Consider the following 22,663-nt stretch of genomic DNA (forward strand, 5'->3'; position numbering starts at 1 on the left):
ACGGTCAGGCGTGGCCGGTGTCCGCAACAGCCCCGGCTGCCTCCGCCCCCCGCGCTTGAGGAGTCGACCGGAGCAGGGTCGCGAGCAGGAGCCAGGTCAGCAGTCCGAAGGCGATCGCCCCGCTGGCACCGAAGATGGCGAACCTGTCGTCAACCTCCCGTGTGATCACGTAGGAGGTGACGACCCAGCCGAGCGCCCAGGCCGGCGGGTTCACAACCGCCCACCAGAACGCGCCCGTGACCCGGTGTCGCGCAAGCACCAGCGTCTGCAACACCCCCACCGCGACACCGTTCACGGCGCCCATGAGGGCGAGGTCCGCCCGGTCGACCCCATAGCCGACCAGAGCCGCTCCCGCGGCCAGGCCGCCGGCCATCCCGACCGTGGTCGCCGGGATCCAGAGCCAGGAGACCCACTGCCGTAGAGCGAACCACTCGGCCGTTGCGATGACCGCGCCCACCACGAGGCCCCCGACCAGCGCCGCTCCCACGGAATCGATCCCGTCCACGGCCAAGTCGGCGATGTAGCCCCCGATCGGCAGACTGACCAAGACCGCCACTGACCAGAGCCGCGTCCGACGTGCAGTTGCTGTCCAGCTTGCCGTCTCCATGACCGAGCCCCCTCTGCCGGAGCACCGTCGGCGCCACCCTCCGTGAGCGGGACCTGCGCTGACGGTTCCCCTCGCAAAACAATGTGCCGGATGTTCTCGGAGCGCGGCCCGATGAGAATCGGTCACGCTGCTGGACGGCTCGCGTGGCCCTTCGCCAGAGCGAAGGACCGTCCGGTGTCCACAGGCGGGTTCCTTCCCGGCCCGATCTGTGTCGGCAAGCCGAGGGCGCGTGAGGGAAGCGCGCCCCACACTACTGCCCGGTGCGCTTGACGGCCCCTGCCGAGAGCGCAAAGCCCGGCCGGTGAGACGCGTTTGGACTTACGGGAGGTGAACCTCGGCGTACAGGCTCCGGGGCTGGCACCGCCGCACGCGGCCGTACTACTGTCGCCCCTAAGCACCCGCTTAGGACCCCCGGCGGGCGCCCCCGCACGCAACCGGGAGAGGGAACCATGCCCGTCATCGACGCCTGGATGCAGCACCCGACGCTGCGTCACTCCAACCACGAGATGTTCGCCTCGCTACGGCGGTGGACCGGACTCCAGATGCTCGAAGAGGCCTTGCCCGTCGAGGTGACGGTGGGGGCCCTGAAGGAAGCCGACGTGGAGATCGGGCTTTCGGCGGCCTGGTACGGCCCGCAGGGCGCCCTGATCAGCAATGACGAGGTGGCCGAGTTCGTCGCACAGTCCGGCGGACGACTGCGCGGCGTGGCGGGCGCCGACCTGACCCGCCCCATGACGGCGGTGCGGGAGCTGCGCCGGGCCGTCGAGGAACTCGGCTTCGTCGGGCTGCGGATCGTGCCGTGGCTGTGGGAGCTGCCGCCCACCGACCGGCTCTACTACCCCCTGTACGCGGCCTGCGTCGAGTTGGGGGTCCCGTTCTGCACGCAGGTGGGACACACCGGACCGCTGCGGCCTTCGGAGACCGGGCGGCCGATCCCGTACATCGACCAAGTGGCCTTGGACTTCCCGGAGTTGACGATCGTGTGCGGGCACATCGGCTACCCCTGGACGACGGAGATGATCGCGGTCGCCGACAAGCACGAGAACGTCCACATCGACACCAGCGCCTACACCGCTCGCCGCTACCCGGACGAACTGGTCAAGTACCTGCGCGGCCGCGGTCGGCGGAAGGTCCTGTTCGGCACCAACTACCCGATGATCACGCCCGCGCAGGCACTGGAACACCTCGACGCCCTCGACCTCGACGACGAGGCACGCGAACTCCTCCTCTCCGGGAACGCGCGTCGCGTCTTCTCCCTGTAGGCGTACCAGAGGACACGACGCCCCGGATCAGGTGCGCGTCGCTCAGCGGGCGAAGACCGCCACCGTGCGGCCAGGGACCGTGAAGGTTCCCGAACTCGCTTCGTACGAGGCGGACTTGACGTCGCTGTCGACGCCGGACGCCTGGACCGGGTGCAGGTGGTAGGTGGCGCTGGCGAGGCCCGGGACCGTCTGCTTCTGCTGTTTCGGCGTGGCGTTGAAGACGACCACGAGGCCACCGAGGCGCATGGTGACGACGCCAGGTGTCTCGCCCTTGCCGGAGAGCGGGAAGGAGAGCGACTTCTGGACCTGCTCGGCAGTGCTGAGGTGGAACGCCGGCTCGGTCGTGCGGATCTTCAGCAGGTCCTGGTACGCGGCCGAGGTTCCCTTGATCGCCGAGCAGTCGGGGACCGGGACCGACGTCAACAGAGGCTTGGCGTAGAGCCACTTGGCCTTGTTGTCGGCCGCCGGAGGCAGACCGCGGCCGAAGCCGTTGCCCGCACGGCAGTCCCACTGGATCGCGTTGAACCAGTCGCCGCTGTCGAACGAGTTGCGGTCCAGGGACTTGGAGCGCAACAGGTCGGTGCCCGCCTGGGACAGGGCCGGCCCCTGCGAGAGCGCCGCCGTTGCCATCGCGAGTACCTGCATCCGCGACCGGTCCGCCGTGCTGGTCGACGCGGGCAGCTTGTAGGTGAGCGCGTCGTACAGGGACTCGTTGTCGTGCGCGTCCGCGTAGGCCAGCGCGTCGCCCGGTGCGTCCGCGTAACCGGCGGGCGCGCCGTTGTAGTCGACCCCGGACCCCTTCACCTTCTTCCCGTCCGTATCGGTGAACTCGTAGTCCGCGAGGCTGCCCGACAGGCCCACCTTGAGGAGGTCCTGGTAGTGCAGCAGGCGGGTCTTCTGATCGGCCGAAGTGCCGTTCGAGTGCGAGGAGTTGGGGTCAGTGTAGAGGCCCGAGGCGAAGCCCTGGACGCCGGGGTCCTCGTCGAAGGGGCTGCCGCCGCGCACCGCGTCGCGGGAGCGGTCGGAGAACGTGGCGATGCCAGTGCCCGCCATGTTCTTCTGGGTGGCCTGCACGAAGCGGGCGTCGTCGGCGACCTCGCCGAAGTTCCAGCCCTCGCCGTACAGGATGATCTTCTTGCCGTCGACACCGTCCTTCGCGGGCGTCAGCGCGTCGAGGGCTTTGCGTACGGCGAGGATATTGGCCTTGGGGTGGTGGCCCATCAGGTCGAAGCGGAAGCCGTCGACCTTGTACTCCTTGGCCCAAGTGACGAGGGAGTCGACGACGATCTTGTTCATCATGATGTTTTCGGGCGCGGTGTTCGCGCAGCACGTGGAATTCGCGACCGAGCCGTCGGCCAGCAGCCGCTGGTAGTAGCCGGGCACGATCTTGTCGAGCACCGAGGTCTTGTTCTGGCCGCTCGCCGCCGTGTGGTTGTAGACGACGTCCATGACGACGCGGAGGCCGTCGTCATTGAGGGACTTGACCATCTGCCGGAACTCGACGGTGCGCCGGGTGCCGTCCGGGTCAGTGGCGTAGGAGCCCTCGGGAACCGTGTAGTGGTACGGGTCGTAGCCCCAGTTGTACGCGTCCTTGGCCGCCGTCTTCGCCACGCATTCCTGTTGCTTCTCGCTGTCGGGCGCGTACGAGGTCAAGTCGCAGCCGGGGGTTGCCTGTTCGGACTTCTTCTCGGGGATCGTGGCGATGTCGAAGGCCGGCAGCAGATGCACGTACGCCGTTCCGGACTTCGCCAGTTCGCGCAGGTGCTTGGATCCGTCGCTGTTCTTGTCGGTGAAGGCCAGGTAGCTGCCGCGGTCCTTCGCCGGTGTCGTCCTGTCCTCGGCGGAGAAGTCGCGGATGTGCAGCTCCTGGATCTGGGCGTCCTTCATGGCGACGGCCTTCGGCTTCGTCAGGCCCGACCAGCCTTTCGGCGCAAGGGACTTGGCGTCCAGGTCGACGACGAGGCTGCGCTCGGAATCCGCGGTGAGGGCGACCGAGTACGGGTCGGTGACCTTGTTCGTGACGACCTTCTGGACGCTCGGCGCCCACACAGTCACCGCGTACCGGTACTCCTCGCCTTGCCAGGCCGCCGCCGAACCCGTGGCGGACCACACGCCGCTCTCGCCGTTCCGGCGCATGGCGACGGACTTGCCGCCGAGTTCCAGCCGCACGTCCTGCGCCGTCGGCGCCCACACGGACAGAGTCACCCTGACGCCCTTGAACACCGGCCCCAACGAGGCCTGTTCGGCGGCTCCGCCGTACAGGTCGTCCAGGATGCCTTGCGTCTGCACACCGGTTCCGGTGACCAGGGCGCCGTTGGCGACGCGCTGGGTCAGGACGATCTGCCCGGCGAGCGCGTCCCGGATCCGGTCGCGGTCGCGTGGGTCGACACGGTAGGCCGCGTACTCCTTGAGGTGGGGGTACGTGGCCTTCTGCGCGTCGGTCAGCCCTCCGCTCACCTTGTCCAGGCGCAGCCATCGGCCCTCGGTGGTCAGCGCGCCGTCCTGCACGCCGATGGAGCCCGCGCGGTCGTACACCAGTTGCGTGGACAGCGCGGCCTTGCTGTCGACCGACGCGGGCAGCGCGACGGTCTCCGTGTCGATCCACTGCGCCCGCGACTTGGTCAGGTCCAGCTCGGGCGCCGAACCGACCGAGGGCAGAAGGTAGTTGGTCTCCCCCGAGTTCAGCCACACCTCGTGTCCGTAGGTGGCGAGGTCCAGGGAGCGGTCGCTGGGGATGTCCTTCTCGTCGCCCTTGTGGAGGATGTAGCTCAGCGACGTCGCGCCGTCGGCCAGCGGGACCTCGAAGGTGACGCCGTACGCGTCCTTGCCCGTGGGTTCCAGCGGCTTGGACCAGTCGGTGGGCGCCTTCGCGCCGGTCCAGGTGTGCAGGCCCCAGCCGTCGTAGTCGCCGTCGGCCCGGTGGACGTGGACGATCGCCTTCTTCTCGTCCTGCGGAGGGTAGACGCCGTCGGGCTCGGTCTCCGCCTGTCCTTCCTTGCCCTGTTCGGCCCAGACCTCCCCCGTCTTCGCCAAGTCGATGGTGCGCTGCGGCCCGTCGGCGGCGCCGTCCTTGCCGATCGTGTACGTCACCGAGCTCGCGCCGTCGGGGACCTCGACCCAGGCGAACGCGCCGTAGGCGTCCCGGCCGACGAACTCGCCTTCACCGTCGGCAGACTTGAGTTTCCAGTCCTCGTAGTCGCCGTCGGTGCGCTTGTAGTGGACGACGGCGACGTCGCGGTCCACCGCGCTCGGCTTGTCGGGCGCGGGCGTCTGCCCCGCCGTCGTACCGGCGAGCGCGCTCGCAGTGCGTCCTGCGCGATCCACCACAACTGCCTTGTACCGCAAAGGTGTTCCGGCCCGTGTTGCGCTGGGGACGGTCTGCGTCACCTGGTACGGCGCGTGGTCGGCGGCGCCGAGGGTGCGCCACGTGCCGTTGCCGATCTGCGCGGCGAAGGCGACTCGGGCCGACGCGGTGTCGCCCGGGTCGGCCGTCAGCGTGACCGTCCCGGTGGCCCCGGCGGCCGGGGCCTTCAGGGACACGGTGGGCTTCCCCGTCGGGGCGGGCAGGGTGTCGGTGGCGCGCAGCACGAGCGACGACAGTGCCGGGACGGTGACCTTCACGCGTCCGCCGGTGGCCGATTCCGTGCCAGAACCCCCGTACATGGCACGGAACGCGGCCGACTCGACGGGCAGCTCGACGGTCTTCGGCTCGGCCGCGTTGTTCGCGGCGACGACGTACTCGCGGTCGTTTCCGGTCCGCGAGAAGGCGTACACGGAGTCCTTCGCGTACAGCTCCCGTTGGGCGCCGTCCGCCAGCGCCGGGTTGCTCTTGCGCAGCTTCGACAACGCCGCGATCGCCTTGTACAGCGGATGCGTCGGATCGTAGGCGTCGCGGGCGTGCGTGCGGTCCGTACCGATCTGGTCGTCGTCGAGATAGTCCGCGACCTTGGACGCGAACATCGTCTGACGCGCGTCCTTGTCGCCGCCGGCGCCGGTGAAGCCCTGCTCGTCACCTGCGTACACGACGGGGTTCCCGCGCGACAGGAACATCAACTCGTGGGCGAACACGTCCCGTTGGAGGAGTTCCTTGTCGGATGCCTGCGGGCTGTCCTGCTCCAGGAAGCCACCGATGCGTCCCATGTCGTGGTTGCCGAGGAAGGAGACCTCGTTGTACGCGTTGGCCTTGTCGGTGGTGTACCGGTAGTCCTGGGCGAACACGTTCGCCAGAGAGGTGGCGGGTTCGCCCTGGGAGGCGAATCCTCGTACGGCGTCCTGGAGTGGGAAGTCGAGCGTCGCGTCGAGGCGGCCCTGGGTGACGTAGGGGGCGGTGACGGACGGGTCGGCGGAGTACGTCTCGCCGAAGATGAAGAAGTTCTTCCGGCCGCGCTCGGCCGCGTAGGCGTCGAGGGCGGTGGCCCACTGCGTCCAGAACTCCATGTTGACGTTGCGGACGGTGTCGACGCGGAAGCCGTCGATGTCGAAGTCCTTGACCCACTTCTCGTAGATCTTCTCCATCCCCTCGACGACCTCGGGGCGTTCCGTCCACAGGTCGTCGAGGCCGGTGTGGTCCCCGTACAGGCCGCTTTCGCCGACGAAGGTGGAGTCTCCCCGGTTGTGGTACATCGTCGGGTCGTTCAGCCACGCCGGGGACTTGCTGTCCCGCTCCGCGGCGTTCACCGTCGGCGTGTACGGGAAGCTGTTCCGGTCCACCTTCGCCTTGGTGTCGGTGGTGTCGTCGAAGGGGCGGCCCTCAGAGTCCAGGTAGGGGTACGCGCCCTTGGGCCGGTAGCCGTATTTCTGCTCGGTGTTGGTGAGGGTGTCGGCGGTGTGGTTGGTGATGACGTCGAAGTAGACCTTCATCCCCTTGCCGTGTGCCTTGGCGATCAGGTTCTTCAGGTCGGCGTCGGTCCCGAAGTGCGGGTCTACCCGCGTGAAGTCGGTGATCCAGTAGCCGTGGTAGCCGGCGCTCTCGCCGTTGCCCTGTACCGGCTTGTTCTTGAAGATCGGGGCCAGCCAGATCGCCGTGGTGCCCAGGCCTTTGATGTAGTCGAGCTTGCCGGTGAGGCCCTTGAGGTCACCGCCCTGGTAGAAGCCCTTGTCGGTGGGGTCGAAGCCGGTCTTCGTCCGGTCGCCGGTCAGACCGCCCTTGTCGTTGGCGGTGTCCCCGTTGGCGAAGCGGTCCGGGAGGGCGAAGTAGAACTGTTCGCGCGTCGTGTTGTGCCGGTCCGGGACGGCGGCGAGCTTCGCGTCGGACGGCGGCGGGGGCGGGGCTGGAGCGGCCGACGCGGTCTGGACGGTGTGCAGGGTCGCGGCGAGCAGGGCCACCGTGAGGGCGGCCGAGGTTCTGCGCATCGCCGGTCTGCGGGTCGGTGTTCTGCGGCCCGCTCGGCCGCGGGGGCCGGCGGTTGCCGTGGGCGAACCAATCACCTTGCTGTGCCTTTCTCGATCAGGCGTGAGACGGGTACGTGACCGCCCGGCGCAGCGGGGAGTCGGAAATGGGCGCCGGGCGGTCGGTCTCTTGGCGGTTGGTGGGTTCGGCAGCCAGGCGGCAACGCGCCGTACCCGTAGGGCCGTTGATGATTCTTGCTGCAAGCTGTTGCGGTCGTGACCGTACGAGCCCCTCGGGGCGCCGTCAACCCTCCCGGCACGCACCTCCCAACTCGCAGGCCAGGCAAAGGGTTTGTTGTCGCAAGGTCTTTCGCAAGAAGTGGGGAGGTGTTACGTTCGGCCCCGCTCCGGCCCGGTCGACCCGGGGGCCTGGCAACACCGAAGGCCCCACGCGCCCGGGCCACCGAGCCGGAGTCACCTCACGCCGGGTGCCGGGCCGCCTGTGTCGTCGAGCCCCGCACGACCAGCTCCGGCTGGAAGACGAACTCGGTGCGCTGCACCGGTGTCCCGCCGAGCTCTTCGAGGAGCGCTCCCACGGCCGCGGTGGCCATGGCCTGCACCGGCTGACGGACCGTGGTCAGCGGCGGATCGGTGAACGGGATCAGCGGCGAGTCGTCGAACCCGGTCACCGAGATGTCACCGGGCACGTCCAGGCCTCGTTCGCGCACCGCGCGGATCACGCCGAGCGCCATGGGGTCGCTGCCGCAGACGATTCCCGTACACCCCTTGTCGAGCAGCGCGCCGCCCGCGGCGTGGCCGCCCTCGACGGTGAACAGGGTGCGCTGCACGAGCCGTTCGGCCTCGTCCCGGTCCACGCCGAGCAGGCTGTGCAGGGCGGCGACGAAGCCCTCCTCCTTGCGCCGCGAGGGCACGAACCGGGTCGGCCCGATGGCCAGGCCGATGCGTTCGTGTCCGAGGTCGACGAGATGCCGGACGGCCATGCGGGCGGCCGAGCGGTCGTCCGGTGACACGAAGGGCGCGTTGATCTGCTCGTTGAAGCCGTTGATGAGGACGAACGGCACACCCCGTGCGGCGAGTTTGGCGTACCGCGTGGGGTCGGCCGAGGTGTCGGCGTGCAGGCCGGAGAGGAACACGATCCCGTTGACTCCGCGTTCCTCCAGCTGCTCGACCAGTTCGTCCTCGGTGGCGCCGCCGGGCATCTGGGTGCACAGCACCGGCGTGTAGCCGTACCCGGCCAGCACCTGCTCGATGACCTGGGCGAACGCCGGGAAGATCGGATTGGTCAGTTCGGGAATGACCAGGCCGATGAGGCCGGCGCTGCGTCGCCGCAGCCGCACCGGACGCTCGTATCCGAGGACGTCGAGCGCCGCCAGGACCTTCTGGCGGGTGGACGCGGCGACACCCGGTCTGCCGTTGAGGACTCGGCTGACGGTGGCCTCGCTGACCCCCGCCTGCCCCGCGATGTCGTGGAGCCGCGGGGTGCCGTTCTCGGCACCCCGCGGCGCGGGGATCGTCACGTGGCCCACCAGACCGTGCTGTCCGCGGGCAGGTCGAGTTCGCCGCCGGTCACCTCGACCGGGCCGCTGGCGAGCAGGACGGTGCCGGGTGCGGCGATCCGGACCGGTGTGCCGGTGGTGTTGACGGTGCAGGCGAAGCCGGGGCGCTCGAAGTGCAGCAGCCCCTCGGGCGCCTCTTCGTGCCAGGTCACCTCGGAGCCGGCACCGAGGCCCGGCTGTGCGCGGCGCACGGCCAGCGCGGTGCGGTACAGCTCCAGCGTCGAGTCCGGGTCGCCGGTCTGCGCCTCGACGCTCAACTCGCCCCAGCTGTCGGGCTGCGGTAGCCAACTGCCGCCCGCCCCGAAGCCGTACGAGGGTCCGGTGCGGGTCCATGGGATCGGTACCCGGCAGCCGTCGCGGAATCCGTCCTGGCCCTGGGCGCGGGCGAAGGACGGGTCCTGGCGCACCTCGTCCGGCAGCTCGGTGACGTCGGGGAGGCCGAGTTCCTCGCCCTGGTAGAGGTACGCGGATCCGGGCAGGGCGAGCATCAGGAGGGTGGCGGCGCGGGCGCGGCGCAGGCCGAGTTCGCGGTCTCCGGGGGTGCGGATCTGGGTTCCGAGGCCGGGCGGGTTGGCGTACCGCGTGGTGTGCCGGGTGACGTCGTGATTGGAGAGCACCCAGGTCGCCGGTGCGTTCACCGGGCGCATCGCGTCCAGCGACGTATCGATGATCTTCCGCAGCTCGGACGCCTCCCAAGGGGCGCCCAGATACTGGAAGTTGAAGGCCTGGTGCAGCTCGTCGGGACGGACGTAATGCGCGGTGCGCTCGACGGTCGGCGTCCAGGCCTCGGCGACGAAGACCCGCTCACCGTCGTACTCGTCGAGGATCCTGCGCCACGAGCGGTAGATGTCGTGCACGCCGTCCTGGTCGAAGAACGGCATCACCTCATTGCCCAGGAGCTTGAGCTGGTCGTGCGAGCCGAGGTCCGGCAGACCCTCCGCCTTGACCAGGCCGTGGGCGACGTCGACACGGAAACCGTCGACACCCATGTCCAGCCAGAAACGCAGGATCGAGCGGAACTCGTCGGCGATCGCCGGGTGTTCCCAGTTGAAGTCGGGCTGCTCGGGTGCGAACAGGTGCAGGTACCAGTCGCCGTCCGGAAGGCGTGTCCAGGCGGGGCCGCCGAAGATGGACTCCCAGTCGTTGGGCGGGAGTTCGCCGTGCGCGCCCTTGCCGGGGCGGAAGTGGTAGCGCTCGCGCAGCGGCGATCCGGGGCCGTCCGCGACCGCCCGCTTGAACCACTCGTGCTGGTCCGAGGAGTGGTTCGCCACCAGGTCGACGATGATGCGCAGGCCCAGGGCGTGCGCGTCGCGGATCACCGCGTCGGCGTCGAGCAGCGTGCCGTACATCGGGTCGACGGCCCGGTAGTCGGCGACGTCGTAGCCCCCGTCCGCCTGCGGCGAAGCGTAGAACGGCGACAGCCACACCGCGTCGACACCCAGGTCGCGCAGGTGGGGCAGGTGTCGTCGGACACCTTCGAGGTCACCGGTGCCGTCGCCGTCGCTGTCGGCGAAGCTGCGCGGATAGACCTGGTAGATGACCGCGTCGCGCCACCAGTCGGTGGCCTGGCGGGTCGGGGTGGACATCGTGGTGACGTCCGTGGAGTGCTGGCTCATGGCGTCCTTGAGGCGTGAGAGGCCGGACAACTGGTCGGTGATGCGAGGGGGTCAGCCCTTGGTGCCGCCGGCGGTGAGGCCGGTCACCAGGTTCTTCTGGACGAGGTAGAAGACGGCGGAGATCGGGACGGCGATCAGCACGGCCGTGGCGGCCATGTACTGGCGCTGCGCGTCGTGCTCGCTGACGAAGCTCTGCAGGCCGACGGCGAGGGTGTACTTCTGGTCGTCGAGCATGAACGTGTTGGCGAACGCGACCTCGCTCCACGCCGTGATCATGGTGTAGAACGCGGCGACGGCGAGTCCCGGACGGGCCAGCGGCAGGATGAGGCGGAAGAAGGTGCCGAACGGGGAGAGCCCGTCGACGCGGCCGGCCTCGTCGATCTCGATCGGGATCGTGTCGAAGTAGCCCTTCATCAGCCAGGCGCAGTACGGCACGGCGGTCGTCAGGTAGACGAGGATGAGGCCGGCGTACGTGTCGATGAGGTCGAGGTCCGAGAGGATCACGTACATCGGGACCATGAGGACCGCGACGGGGAACATCTGCGTGACCAGCAGGACCCACATGAACTTCTTGTAGCCGGGAAAGCGCATCCGCGAGACGGCGTAGCCGCTGGTCGCGGCGACGAGCACACCGATCACGGTGGTGCCGAGGGACACGGTGAGCGTGTTGCCGAGCCACTTCAGGAAGTTGGTGTGCTGGAGCACGTACCAGTAGTTGCTCAGCGTCGCCGTGTCGAGGATCCGCGTCGGGTGGAGGTAGTCGTCCTTGCCCGGGCCGAGCGAGAGGAACACCAGCCAGCCGATCGGGAAGAGCGCGACGACGCTCGAGATGATCAGGACGGCGTGGGTGCCCACCGACGCCTTGCGGCTGCGCCGGCCGCGGCGGGTCGCGTTCCTGGGCGGTGCGGCCTTGGCCGCCGCCGGGGCGGGGGTCTTGGTGAGGGTCTGGGTGCTCATGGCGGTGGCTGCTCCTGCGGCGTCAGATGGCGACTGATACGTCATTGCGGTTCAGCCAGCGGCGGTAGACGGAGGTGAAGACGATGAGGAGGGACAGGAGCAGTACGCCGTAGGCGGCGGACTGGGCGTAGTCGCGGGGCTGTTGGCCGAAGCCGAGGTAGTAGGCCCAGGTGACGAGGATCTGCGCGTTCGGCGCGGTGTTGCCGAACAGCAGGAAGATGATGGCGAACTGGTTGAACGTCCAGATCACGCCCAGGAGGACGACCGTCGAGCTGACGGAGCGCAGGCCGGGCAGGGTCACATGGCGGAAGCGCTGCCAAGCGTTCGCGCCGTCCATCTCCGAGGCCTCGTACAGCGTCGCGTCGATGGACTGGAGACCGCCGAGGAGCGAGACCATCATGAACGGCACACCGCACCACGTGTTGACCGTGATCGCGGCGATCTGCTGGAAGAGCGGGTCCTCCAGCCACGCCGGTGAGGGCAGGCCGAGCGCGTCGAGCGTGGTGTTGACGACTCCGGCGTCGGCGAGCATGAACCGCCAGGCGAAGACCGTGACGAACGTCGGTACGGCCCACGGAAGAATCAGCATCATCCGGTAGGCGGTGCGGCCGCGCAGTCCCTTCTGGTTGAGCAGCAGCGCGAGCCCGAGCCCGATCACGTAGTGCAGGGTGACGCAGGACGCCGTCCACACGATCGTCCAGACGAAGTGCGACCAGAAGCGGTCGTACGACGTCGGGCCCCACAGGATGTCGGCGTAGTTGTCGAGGCCGATGAACTTGTAGGTGGCGTCGATGTGGTTGACGCCGATGGTGCGCGCCGAGTTGAGGCTGTCCGCGTCGGTGAGCGTCAGGTAGAAGCCGCGGACCAGCGGATACGCCACGATGACGGCGAGCACGATCACGACGGGAGCGATCATCGCGTACGCGTACCAGTGCTTCTGGTAACCGTTCTTGAGGCGGGCTATGAGGCCCGGGCGCCGGCCGCGGTCACCCCCGCTGGGGGCGGCCGGGCGCTCGACGGCGACAGTCATGGGGAACACCTTCTGGTCTGCGGCTGATGTGCGGCTGATCCGCGGCTGGGGACTACGGCCAGGGCTGCGGCTGGGCTTGCTGCTTCACGAACGTGGTGCGGGCCGTGCGACGGACGTCGCACGGCCGGTGCCGCGGTCCCGCGCGCGGGGCGGGCCGATGGTGCGGGACCGCGGCACCTGGTCAGGGGTTACTTGGTGAAGCCGTCCGGCAGGAGCTTCGTGTACTGCGTCTCGACGGAGGAGATCACCTTGTCGAGGCTCTCCTTGCCGCCGGCGGCCTTCGGCAGTTCCTCGTCGAGCGGGCCCCACAGCGAGCTGTACTCGGGCAGCGAGGGCCGCGGCTGGGCGGCGGAGAGCACCTTCTGGAAGCCGGCAAGGCCCGGGTCCGCGGTGACCTTGGCGGTGTACGCGTCGTCGCGGGTGGGCAGCGTCGCGCTCTTGAGGGCGATCTGTTCCTGCGTCTTCGCCGACGTCATCCACTTGACGAACTTCAGCGACGCGGCCTGGTGGGCCTTGTCCGAACCCGCGTACACGGACAGGTTGTGGCCGCCGGTCGGGGAGCCCGCCTTGCCGGTCGAGCCGGCCGGGACGGTGGCGACGCCGAGGTTGTTCTTGTCCTTGAACGCCGAGCCCTTGTAGAAGTTCGTGACCTCCCACGGGCCCTCGATGGTCATGGCGACCTTGCCGCTGACGAAGGCGTCCTGGCGGTGCGCGTAGGAGTCCGCGGTGACGTCGGCCTTGTGCATGCCCTTGCCGCTGAAGGTGCTCAGCCAGGTCTTGGTGGCCTTCTCGCCGGCGGGCGAACTGAGGGTGATCTTCTTGGCGGAGGCGTCGACGGTGTCGGTGCCCTCGCCGAACAGGAACGGCTCCAGGTAGTAGCCCTTCTCGGAGCCCCAGTAGCCGTCGACGCCGGTCTTCGCCTTGATGGTGGCGGCGTCCTTCTTCAGCTCGTCCCAGGTGGTGGGCGCCGCCTTGATGCCCGCCTTCTTGAAGAGGGCCTTGTTGTAGACGAGGCCGAGGGTGTCGGTGACGAGCGGCACGCCGTAGGTCTTGCCCTGGTACTCGGCCTGCTTGATGAGGTTCGGCTGGAACTTGTCCTTCTCGGCGAGGGCCTCGGTGCCGTCGAGCGGCAGCAGATAGCTCTTCTTCGCGAAGGCGGGGGTCCAGCCGACCTCGGCGCGCAGCACGTCCGGGGCGCCGCTGGCGCCCGCCGCGGTGTCGAACTTGTTCTGCGCCTGGTCGAAGGGCACGTTGACGTACTTGACCTTGATGTTCGGGTTGGCCTTCTCGAACTTCTCGACCAACGCCTTGTACGTGGGCGCCTCGTTGGTCGCGTTCGACGTGTCCCACCATTGGATGGTGACCGGGCCCGAGGCCTTGCCGCCGTCGTCGTCGCTTCCGCCGCAGGCCGTTGCCGCGAGTGCGAGGGACGCCACCACCGCGGTGGCCGCTATGCCACGCCGCATGAGATCTCCTAGGGGTAAATGCCCGTCTGTGGACGGGGAACGGTCCCGTCCGCTCCCCTGCCCTACTCGCCGACTGCACCGCTGCGGCCGCCGGGCGACGTGAACGTAACAGCGCGGAAAGCCCGACGAAAGACTTTGCGCGAAATTCCTGCAAGACGCGTTCATCGTTACATCGTCGTGTCCTGAGGGGCGCCCCGTAACCCCTCGGCGGACCCTGATAATTGCGCACATCAGCGGTCAAATAGCATGCAACTACGGCCACAAACCGCCGAGTTGCGGCGATCCGGCGGCGCTTTCACGACACCCGGAATTCTGCAACCTCTTCCAATGATGTTGCTGGGGACGGCGCCTCCCTGCTGGTGGGCATTCCCGCAGGCAACCGGTACAGTCCCATCCCATGACCGCGCGGCTCGCCGACATCGCAGCCCAGGCGGGGGTCAGTGAAGCCACAGTCAGCCGCGTGCTCAACGGCAAGCCCGGCGTGGCCACCGGCACCCGCGAATCCGTGCTTGCCGCGCTCGATGTGCTCGGATTCGAGCGTCCGACGCCACTGCGCACCCGCAGCGCCGGACTGATCGGCCTCATCACACCGGAGCTCGACAACCCGATCTTCCCGGCGCTCGCGCAGGTCATCGGCCAGGCGCTCACCCGCCAGGGGTACACACCGGTCCTTGCCACCCAGACACCCGGCGGCTCCACCGAGGACGAGCTGACCGAGATGCTCGTCGACCGCAGTGTCTCCGGCATCATCTACGTCTCCGGGCTGCACGCGGACACCACGGCCGACACCCAGCGCTACGACCAACTCCGAGGCCAGGGCATCCCGTTCGTCCTCGTCAACGGCTTCTCGCCGCAGATCAAGGCGCCGTTCGTGTCGACGGACGACCGCGCGGCGACGCGCCTCGCCGTCGGACACCTCGCCTCCCTCGGACACACCAGGATCGGACTCGCGGTGGGCCCGCGCCGGTTCGTGCCGGTGCAGCGCAAGATCGAGGGCTTCCAGTCGGAGCTGGCCGCGCGCTTCGGGCTCACCGACGCGCAGAGCGAAGCGCTGGTGCAGCACTCCCTCTACACGATGGAGGGCGGCCACGCCGCGACGACCACGCTTCTCGCGCAAGGCTGCACGGCGATCGTGTGCGCCAGCGACATGATGGCACTCGGCGCCATCCGCGCCGCCCGCCAGGCCGGCCTGCGCGTCCCGCAGGACATCTCCGTGGTCGGCTTCGACGACTCCCCGCTGATCGCGTTCACCGACCCGCCGCTCACCACGATCCGGCAGCCGGTCCAGGCCATGGGCCAGGCGGCGGTCCGCGCCGCCCTGGAGGAGATCGGCGGCACCCCCGCGCCGCACACGGAGTTCGTGTTCATGCCCGAGCTGGTGGTCCGCGGCTCGACGGCGGCGGGGCCCGAACTCCCGGGCGCGGCGGGCCGCCGGCGCTGATCCGTCGCCTGTCTCGGCGTCGTACGACCTCCTTGCCGGACGCATGACGTCCCGGCCCGAGGACCGGCGCGACCTTCCAAGCCCCCACGGGACGCGCCGAGTTGAGGGCTGACCCCGGCGTCTCCGCCCTGCCGACAACCGGGTTCGCAAGATTGTGCCGCAAGAATCAGGAAATTCTTGCCGCACTCGTTGACCCTTCGAACGGGCTGCGGCAGTGTCCCTCCTACCCCACGGCAGCTCTGGCGCGTGACTGCCTCCCCCCACCGGGCACACGTGTGCCCGCGCGACGAAGGAGCCGCACGAGATGACAGCACATCAGCACCGGCCCTCACGCCTGCCCGCCAGAAGGCGCCTGCTGATAGCGAGCAGCGCCGGGCTGCTGACGGCGGGCGGTCTTGCCGCCGTCGCGCCCTGGCAGTCCGAGGCGACACCGCCCGGCGAGCGGACCGTCACCGCGACACTCTTCGAGAGGCCGTTCGCCGACGTGGCCAAGGAGTGCACCGACACCCTCGGCCCCGCCGGCTACGGCTACGTAGAGGTGTCGCCCGCCTCGGAGCACATCGCGGGCTCGCAGTGGTGGACCTCGTACCAGCCCGTCAGCTACAAGATCGCGGGACGGCTCGGCGACCGTGACGCGTTCAAGAGCATGGTGAGTGCCTGCAACGACGCCGGTGTGAAGGTCGTCGCGGACGCCGTCATCAACCACATGTCGTCCGGCTCCGGGACGGGCACGGGCGGCACCGCGTACTCCAAGTACAGCTACCCCGGCCTGTACGAGAAGGGCGACTTCCACGACACCTGCACCGTCAACAACTACAACGACAAGTCCAACGTGCAGAACTGCGAACTGGTCGGCCTCGCCGACCTGAACACCGGCAGCGACGCCGTCCAGTCCAAGATCGCCGCCTACCTCGACGACCTGCGCTCGATGGGTGTCTCCGGTTTCCGCATCGACGCGGCCAAGCACATCGACGCCGATGAACTCGCCGCGATCAAGGGCAAGATGGCCGACCCCGGCTTCTGGGTCCAGGAGGTGATCGACCAGGGCGGCGAGGCCGTCACCGCCGACATGTACACCGGCAATGGCGACGTCGACGAGTTCAAGTTCGGCGGCCACATGAAGAGCGCCTTCCAGAGCGGCAATCTCGCCCAGCTGAAGAACATCGCCGACGGCAAGCTGGCCGGCGACAAGGCGCGAACGTTCGTCGACAACTGGGACACCGAGCGCAACGGCTCCACGCTGACCTACAAGGACGGCGCCACCTATAAGCTGGCCAACGTCTTCATGCTCGCCCACCCCTACGGCTCGCCGAACGTGTTCTCCGGCTACGAGTGGAGCGACAAGGACGCCGGTCCCGACGGCGCCACCTGGACGAACATGCACGCCGACCCGGAGATCACCGGCATGGTCGGATTCCGCAACGCCGTCGGCAACGCGGAGCTGACCGACTGGTGGGACAACGGCGGCAGCGCCATCGCCTTCGGCCGCGGCGCCAAGGGCTTCGTCGCGCTCAACTCCGGTGACGGCGAACTGTCCGAGACCTTCACCACCTCCCTGCCCGCCGGCACCTACTGCAACGTCGCCGCCGGAGCGGACTGCTCCGAGAAGGTCGACGTCGCCTCCGACGGCACCACGAAGGCCACCGTCCCGTCCCACGGCGCGGTGGCCCTCGACGTCGACGCCACCGCCTGACACGCCAAGCGCTCTACTGGCCCCACGCCGTGCGACATGGCGCGGGGCCGGTTCACTTCCCGGCCAGAGCAACCGGAATCCATTCGCAACCGGCATGAAACCCTCCGCCGTACCGCGCTGCGTACGCTCGCCGTACCGTTCCCGGGCACCGGGATCCGGAACGCGCCGGACAGGACCGTTACGGAGAGAAGGGCGATGGCGCACGTCATTCCGATTCGCAAGCCCGCCGCACGCGCGCAGGAGAGCGGCAGCGCGCTCGCCTTCGTCACCGTCCACGGCTACCGCCGCGCCTACCGGATGGCGGGCGAGGGCCCGGCCGTGCTGCTCATCCACGGCGTCGGGGCGTCCAGCGCGCACTGGGAGGACTGCATCGACACCCTCGCGCGCCAGTACACCGTCATCGCTCCCGACCTGCTCGGCCACGGCGACTCGGCGAAACCGCGCGCCGACTACTCGGTCGCCGCGTACGCGAACGGTCTGCGCGACCTGCTCGGTGTGCTCGGCATCGACCGCGTCACGCTCGTCGGGCACTCCTTCGGCGGCGGCGTCGCGATGCAGTTCGCGTACCAGTTCCCCGAGCGCGTCGACCGGCTCGTCCTGATCTCCACCGGCGGGGTCGGACGCCAGGTCACGCCCATCCTGCGGGCCGCGACCCTGCCTGGCGCGGGGCTCGCACTCGGCCTGCTGAAGGTGGCGGGCGCACGGTTGCCGGTCAACGCGGTCGTCCGCGCCCTCCAACTCCTGGACACCGGACTCGGCGTGGACGCGCCCGACCTAGTCGACCTGGTCGACGCCCTGCCCGACCAGAACTCCCGCGACGCCTTCACGCGGACACTGCGGGCCGTCGTCGACTGGCGCGGCCAGGTGGTCACCATGCTGGACCGCTGCTATCTGGCGCGGGGCGTCCCCACCCTCCTCGTCTGGGGTGATCGCGACAGCGTGCTGCCCGTGGCGCACGCCTACACCGCGTACGACGCGATGCCCGGGAGCCGGCTCGAGATCTTCCCCGGTGCCGGGCACTTCCCGCACCACGCCGACCCCGCGCGGTTCGTCCGGCTCCTGGAGGAGTTCATCGCCACCACCACTCCCGGCGACTGGAGCGTCGAGCAATGGCGCGAACTCCTGCGTACGGGACGCCCGGAGGAGGAGTACGAGCGGGCCGTGGCACACGAGTACCGCGAGGCGAGCGAGCGCAGCGCGACGTGAGGGGGTAGTGGGCCGCGGCGGATCACACCTCGCCGCGTCCGCTTGCTGAGACGGAACTTGACCAGCGGGCACTGATGCGGAAACTATTCCTAGTAATCAGGTAGGAATTATAGGCAAGGAGGGAAGGGGCCCGTGCACGGAACGCCGCTCGTCATCCGCCGGCACATCGACCTCTGCCGGTACGCCGGTGCCTGCTGTCGCCGCTGACGCCGCCACCCCTGCGCTCCGTTCCGTACCCCGCTCCGTACTCCACTCCGTGTTCTGTGAGGTCCTCACCCCGTCATGTCCACTCTCACCTTCCACTGGTTCCTGCCCACCACCGGCGACAGCCGCCATGTCGTCGGCGGCGGCCACGGCTCGACTCCCGGCACCGCCGGCGGCGACCGTCCGGCGTCCGTGGAGTACCTCGGCCAGATCGCCCGCACCGCCGAACAGCTCGGCTTCGAAGGGGCGTTGACACCCACCGGCGCCTGGTGCGAGGACGCGTGGCTGACCACGGCGATGCTGACGCAGGTCACCGAGCGGCTGAAGTTCCTCGTCGCCTTCCGGCCCGGCCAGATCTCCCCCACGCTCTCCGCGCAGATGGCCGCCACCTATCAACGGCAGTCACACGGACGCCTGTTGCTGAATGTGGTGACCGGCGGCGAGAGCGCCGAGCAGCGTGCCTACGGTGACTTCCTCGACAAGGACCAACGGTACGCACGGACGGGCGAGTTCCTCGACATCGTGCGCCGCCTGTGGGACGGGCAGACGGTCGACCACCACGGCGAGCACCTCCGCGTGGAGGGTGCCCGCCTGAACCGGCTGCCGGATCCGGTCCCCAGTGTCTACTTCGGCGGCTCCTCCCCCGCGGCCCTGGACGTCGCCGCCCGGCACACGGACACCTACCTGACCTGGGGCGAGCCGCCGCAGGCCGTCGCCGAGAAGATCGCCGAGGTCCGCAGGCGCGCCGCCCTCATCGGCCGCACCGTACGGTTCGGCATCCGGCTGCACGTCATCGCCCGCGACACCGCCGCGCAGGCATGGGCAGAGGCCGAGCGGCTGCTTCAGGGCATGGACCCGGAGCGTGTCGCCGCCGTCCAGCGCGGCCTCGCGACCTCCGAGTCCGAGGGTCAGAAGCGGATGCGCGCCCTGCACGGCAGCGGCACCAGCTCCGACCTGGAGATCTACCCCAACCTGTGGGCCGGCGTCGGCCTGGTGCGCGGCGGCGCCGGTACCGCCCTGGTCGGCAGCCACACGGAGGTCGCCGACCGCATCGAGGAGTACCACCGGCTGGGCATCGACGAGTTCGTCCTCTCGGGTGTGCCGCACCTGGAGGAGGCGTACTGGTTCGGCGAGGGCGTCCTGCCGCAGCTGGAACGCCGCGGACTGTGGCACCACCCGGCCGCACCGGCCCCCGCCGAGCCCGGCACCGTCGCGTTCGCGGGCGTGTGAGCACAGCCATGCACACGGATACGGACACGTACGCGGACACGCACACGCACACCGTCACCGGCGCAGACACCGGCGTCACGTCCGGGCGCAAACTGCGGACCGTCGTCCTCTCCAGTCTGTTGGGCACCACCGTCGAGTGGTACGACTTCTTCCTCTACAGCACGGCGGCGAGCCTCGTCTTCGGGAAGCTGTTCTTCCCGGAGGCGAACGGCGCCGTGGGCACCATGCTCGCCTTCGCCACGTTCGCGGTGGGCTTCGTCGCCCGTCCGCTCGGCGGGCTGCTCTTCGGGCACATCGGCGACCGCGTGGGCCGCAAGCGCACCCTCGCGTTCACCATGGGCCTGATGGGTGTCTCGACCGCGCTGATCGGCCTCCTGCCCACGTACGAGCAGGTGGGCGCGCTCGCCCCCGTGCTGCTGCTGGTCCTGCGTGTCGCGCAGGGCGTGGCGCTCGGCGGCGAGTGGGCCGGAGCCGTCCTGCTGGCCGTGGAGCACGGGCCGGAGGGCCGAAAGGGCCGGTTCGGCAGCTACCCGCAGATCGGCCTGGCGCTCGGACTCGCCCTCGGCACAGGCGTGTTCGCGCTCCTGAGCAACGTACTGAGCGACGAGGCGTTCCTCGGCTACGGGTGGCGGGTCGCGTTCCTCGCCAGCCTCGTCCTGGTGGGGGTCGGGCTGACCGTACGGCTGCGGATCGACGAGACGCCCGCCTTCCGCGCCGTGCTCGGCCTGACGACGGGACCCCGGTCCGTGCCGCTCGTGGAGGTGGTGCGCGACCGGCTGACGCGCCGTCACCTGCTGCTCGGCATGGTGGCCCGCTGGGGTGAGGGCGTGGCCTTCAACACCTGGGGCGTCTTCGCGCTGACGTACGCGACCGGGACGCTGCATCTGCCGCGCACCTCGGTGTTGTTGACGGTGACGGGCGCGTCGCTGGTGATGGCGGCGCTCGTCCCGGTGTCGGGGCGGCTTGTGGACCGGTTCGGCGCGCGACGCACCTATCTGACGGGCATGGCCGCGTTCGGTGTGTCGGTCTTCCCCGCCTTCCTGCTGTTCGAGACCGGCGGCCTCCTTGGCTTCGCCGTGGCGCTCGTGCTCGCCCTGGGCATCGTGCACGCCTGCTTCTACGGGGCTCAGGGCACCCTGTTCGCCGCGCTGTTCCCGGTGCACGTGCGCTACACGGGCATGTCGGCCGTCTATCAGGTGTCCGGCATCTTCGCGTCCGGCATCACGCCGCTGCTGGTCACCGCCTTCCTCGCCATCGGGCCGGCACCCCGTGGCTGGCGTGCGGGTATCTCGTCCTGTCCGCGGTGGGCAGCGTCTGGGCGACCTCCCGGCTCCGCGAGGAGGACCTGTTCGTACGGACCGGCCGGGCCACCGAAGGCGGCCCGACACTCAACTCCGCCCCGCGGCCCGCACCGTGAGTCGCACCGTGGATCCACCGGCGCCGACCCGCAGGGTGACCCGTCCGCCGGGCACGTCGGAGTCGATCTCCGGGTAGTCGTCGCTCGAGACACGCAGCACGAGCCGGTGCCCCGCGGCGATCCGGTAGTGCGTGGGCCAGATGTGCACGTCCATGTCCTCGTACGCGCCCGGTGTCACCGGGGCCAGGGCCGTGTGCCCTTCGCGGTGACTGGCCTTGAGCCAGCCCGCGGTGATCCTGGCGGCGGTGCCGTCGGGCGCCTGGTCGTAGAGGACCGCGGCGATGTTGCCGTCGGTGGCGGTGAAGGCGGCGCGGACGGAGAGGGTGGCGTCTCCGGCGAGGACGAGGTCACGGGTCAACGCCGGTGTCGCAAAACGGAGTTGTTGGTCAGGCGCCGGGCTTCCGGTCCCCGTGTTCACCTCGTACGCGGCCTTCCCGCCGGTGCCTTTGGCGCGCGCCAGCGTCCCGTCGCCGCGCAGGGCCAGCGTCAGCGTGCGGGCGTCGCGCGGCGGCCACTGCGCGAAGCGCTGCCAGCCCGATCCGGCTCCCGGGCCCGGGATCTCGTACGACGTGACGCGCGCGGCCGGCAGCGGTGCGTGCCGGTCCCCGCCCAGCCACCGGTCCCACCAGGCCAGGTAGGCGCCCGGCCCGATGCCCGCGTACTGGGTTCCCGGGTCGCCGTGGTCCCAGGGGCCGGAGACGAGCCACACGTTGTCGGGGCGGGCGAGGTAGTTCTTGACCATGCCGTCGCGGTACCGGTCGTACCAGCCGTTGATCTCCAGTGTGGGGACGGTGAGTCGGTCCCAGCGGGCCATGACGCTGCGGCCTCGCCAGTAGTCGTCGTAGAGCGGGTGCGCCGCGTACGTCTGGAGGGTGGCGGGGGCCGTGGACCGCTGCCAGTCGCGGATGCGGGGTGAGTAAATGCCGCCGCGGTAGATGGTGTTCTCGTACCAGTCGTGCAGCGCGTTCGTCGGGATGATCGCCTTGAGGTGCGGCGGGCGGTTCACGGCGACGAGGAGGCTGGTGTGACCGCCGTAACTGACGCCCATCTGGCCGATGTTGCCGGTGCAGGACGGGTGCCGGGCGAGCCATTCGATGGCGTCGTAGTTGTCGCGCTGCTCCTGCGGGCCGAAGGGGTCGACCGTGCCGGGGGACGCGCCGGATCCGCGGACCTGGCACACCAGAGCGTTGTATCCCCTGCGCACGAAGTAGGCGGCCGCGTCACCGAAGGCCTCCAGGGCCTCGGCGTAGGCCGTGTACTCGTAGACGATGCCGGGGACGCGGCCGGTGGCCGCCTTCCCGTCGGGGCCCGCCGGGCGGTACAGCTGGGCGGCGAGGTGGCTGCCGTCGCGCAGCGGCACTCTGACGTCCTCGCGTACGACGCCGTAGGCGGCCGGCCGGTCGTAGGAGAAGAACGGGTCGTCCGGTGTGCCGGTGGTGCTCGCGGCGGCGGTTCGGGCGGGGGCGAGGGCCGCGGTCAGTGCGGTGGCCGCGCCGAGCGCGCACACCGTGCGGCGCCGCGGGGAAGGTGTGTGCGCGGTGCCGATGCCGTCCGTGGGGACCTGCATGGGTGGGTGTCTCCTTGTCTCGGCGGGCCGTTCGGCGGACTGTTCGGCGGGTGTGGACGAGG

At 69.7% G+C, this 22,663-nt stretch carries 14 protein-coding genes and 1 pseudogene; 7 read left to right on the forward strand and 8 right to left on the reverse strand.

The features are described 5' to 3' along the window. Nucleotides 1-4: 4 nt before the first annotated feature. The gene (locus ACP4E5_RS07580) at nt 5-547 is read right to left on the reverse strand and encodes a hypothetical protein (protein ID WP_425826188.1); all 543 of its coding nucleotides are present in this window, start codon (nt 545-547) and stop codon (nt 5-7) included. Between the two features lie 509 nt (nt 548-1,056). On the opposite strand from ACP4E5_RS07580, the gene ACP4E5_RS07585 reads away from it, so the two are divergent. Continuing rightward, nucleotides 1,057-1,869, forward strand: coding sequence for an amidohydrolase family protein (locus ACP4E5_RS07585; protein ID WP_425826190.1), 813 nt, complete (start codon nt 1,057-1,059; stop codon nt 1,867-1,869). Nucleotides 1,870-1,911: 42 nt separating this feature from the next. Here ACP4E5_RS07585 and pulA read toward each other — a convergent pair whose 3' ends face one another. The 6 genes from pulA to ACP4E5_RS07615 form a co-directional block, all read right to left on the reverse strand. Continuing rightward, nucleotides 1,912-7,221, reverse strand: coding sequence for a pullulanase-type alpha-1,6-glucosidase (gene pulA / locus ACP4E5_RS07590; RefSeq protein ID WP_425826192.1), 5,310 nt, complete (start codon nt 7,219-7,221; stop codon nt 1,912-1,914). Nucleotides 7,222-7,676: 455 nt separating this feature from the next. Continuing rightward, complete coding sequence (locus ACP4E5_RS07595; RefSeq protein WP_425826194.1) at nt 7,677-8,735, reverse strand: LacI family DNA-binding transcriptional regulator; 1,059 nt, start codon at nt 8,733-8,735, stop codon at nt 7,677-7,679. After that, nucleotides 8,732-10,390, reverse strand: coding sequence for a glycoside hydrolase family 13 protein (locus tag ACP4E5_RS07600; protein ID WP_425826196.1), 1,659 nt, complete (start codon nt 10,388-10,390; stop codon nt 8,732-8,734). Before ACP4E5_RS07600 ends, ACP4E5_RS07595 begins: the two co-directional genes overlap by 4 nt. 51 nt (nt 10,391-10,441) lie before the next feature. Then, nucleotides 10,442-11,347 (reverse strand): sugar ABC transporter permease, encoded by a 906-nt coding sequence (locus tag ACP4E5_RS07605; protein WP_425826198.1) that lies wholly within the window; start codon nt 11,345-11,347, stop codon nt 10,442-10,444. A 22-nt stretch (nt 11,348-11,369) separates the two neighbouring features. After that, nucleotides 11,370-12,377, reverse strand: a complete 1,008-nt coding sequence (locus ACP4E5_RS07610) for a carbohydrate ABC transporter permease (protein WP_425826200.1) — start codon at nt 12,375-12,377, stop codon at nt 11,370-11,372. 188 nt (nt 12,378-12,565) lie between these two features. After that, a complete protein-coding gene (locus ACP4E5_RS07615) occupies nt 12,566-13,843 on the reverse strand; it encodes an extracellular solute-binding protein (protein WP_425826202.1) in 1,278 nt (425 codons plus the stop codon). 397 nt (nt 13,844-14,240) lie between these two features. Between ACP4E5_RS07615 and ACP4E5_RS07620 the strand changes: the two genes are divergently transcribed. The 6 genes and pseudogenes from ACP4E5_RS07620 to ACP4E5_RS07645 all read left to right on the forward strand — a co-directional run. After that, complete coding sequence (locus ACP4E5_RS07620) at nt 14,241-15,284, forward strand: LacI family DNA-binding transcriptional regulator (RefSeq protein ID WP_425826204.1); 1,044 nt, start codon at nt 14,241-14,243, stop codon at nt 15,282-15,284. A gap of 304 nt (nt 15,285-15,588) precedes the next feature. Next, the gene (locus ACP4E5_RS07625) at nt 15,589-16,977 is read left to right on the forward strand and encodes an alpha-amylase (protein WP_425826206.1); all 1,389 of its coding nucleotides are present in this window, start codon (nt 15,589-15,591) and stop codon (nt 16,975-16,977) included. 195 nt (nt 16,978-17,172) lie between these two features. Further along, nucleotides 17,173-18,183 (forward strand): alpha/beta fold hydrolase, encoded by a 1,011-nt coding sequence (locus tag ACP4E5_RS07630; protein WP_425826208.1) that lies wholly within the window; start codon nt 17,173-17,175, stop codon nt 18,181-18,183. Nucleotides 18,184-18,315: 132 nt separating this feature from the next. Further along, on the forward strand, nt 18,316-18,390 hold the full coding sequence (locus tag ACP4E5_RS07635) for a putative leader peptide (protein WP_425841137.1): 75 nt from the start codon (nt 18,316-18,318) through the stop codon (nt 18,388-18,390). A gap of 75 nt (nt 18,391-18,465) precedes the next feature. Next, on the forward strand, nt 18,466-19,617 hold the full coding sequence (locus ACP4E5_RS07640; RefSeq protein ID WP_425826210.1) for an LLM class flavin-dependent oxidoreductase: 1,152 nt from the start codon (nt 18,466-18,468) through the stop codon (nt 19,615-19,617). Between the two features lie 8 nt (nt 19,618-19,625). Continuing rightward, nucleotides 19,626-20,840: pseudogene (locus ACP4E5_RS07645) on the forward strand (MFS transporter); the annotation flags it as partial. 165 nt (nt 20,841-21,005) lie between these two features. On the opposite strand, the gene ACP4E5_RS07650 reads toward ACP4E5_RS07645, so the two are convergent. Next, entirely contained in the window at nt 21,006-22,601 is a 1,596-nt protein-coding gene (locus ACP4E5_RS07650) for a CocE/NonD family hydrolase (protein ID WP_425826212.1), read from the reverse strand. Nucleotides 22,602-22,663: the final 62 nt, after the last annotated feature.

Source organism: Streptomyces fractus, assembly GCF_049844455.1.
In the GTDB taxonomy this organism is placed as follows: domain Bacteria; phylum Actinomycetota; class Actinomycetes; order Streptomycetales; family Streptomycetaceae; genus Streptomyces; species Streptomyces fractus.

What these genes read in the sequence shown, in the direction of transcription:
- ACP4E5_RS07585 (WP_425826190.1), top strand. Translation starts at nt 1,057, where the DNA reads ATGCCCGTCATCGACGCCTGGATGCAGCACCCGACGCTGCGTCACTCC.
- pulA (WP_425826192.1), bottom strand. Translation starts at nt 7,221, where the DNA reads ATGCGCAGAACCTCGGCCGCCCTCACGGTGGCCCTGCTCGCCGCGACC.
- ACP4E5_RS07600 (WP_425826196.1), bottom strand. Translation starts at nt 10,390, where the DNA reads ATGAGCCAGCACTCCACGGACGTCACCACGATGTCCACCCCGACCCGC.
- ACP4E5_RS07605 (WP_425826198.1), bottom strand. Translation starts at nt 11,347, where the DNA reads ATGAGCACCCAGACCCTCACCAAGACCCCCGCCCCGGCGGCGGCCAAG.
- ACP4E5_RS07610 (WP_425826200.1), bottom strand. Translation starts at nt 12,377, where the DNA reads ATGACTGTCGCCGTCGAGCGCCCGGCCGCCCCCAGCGGGGGTGACCGC.
- ACP4E5_RS07615 (WP_425826202.1), bottom strand. Translation starts at nt 13,843, where the DNA reads ATGCGGCGTGGCATAGCGGCCACCGCGGTGGTGGCGTCCCTCGCACTC.
- ACP4E5_RS07620 (WP_425826204.1), top strand. Translation starts at nt 14,241, where the DNA reads ATGACCGCGCGGCTCGCCGACATCGCAGCCCAGGCGGGGGTCAGTGAA.
- ACP4E5_RS07625 (WP_425826206.1), top strand. Translation starts at nt 15,589, where the DNA reads ATGACAGCACATCAGCACCGGCCCTCACGCCTGCCCGCCAGAAGGCGC.
- ACP4E5_RS07630 (WP_425826208.1), top strand. Translation starts at nt 17,173, where the DNA reads ATGGCGCACGTCATTCCGATTCGCAAGCCCGCCGCACGCGCGCAGGAG.
- ACP4E5_RS07640 (WP_425826210.1), top strand. Translation starts at nt 18,466, where the DNA reads ATGTCCACTCTCACCTTCCACTGGTTCCTGCCCACCACCGGCGACAGC.
- ACP4E5_RS07650 (WP_425826212.1), bottom strand. Translation starts at nt 22,601, where the DNA reads ATGCAGGTCCCCACGGACGGCATCGGCACCGCGCACACACCTTCCCCG.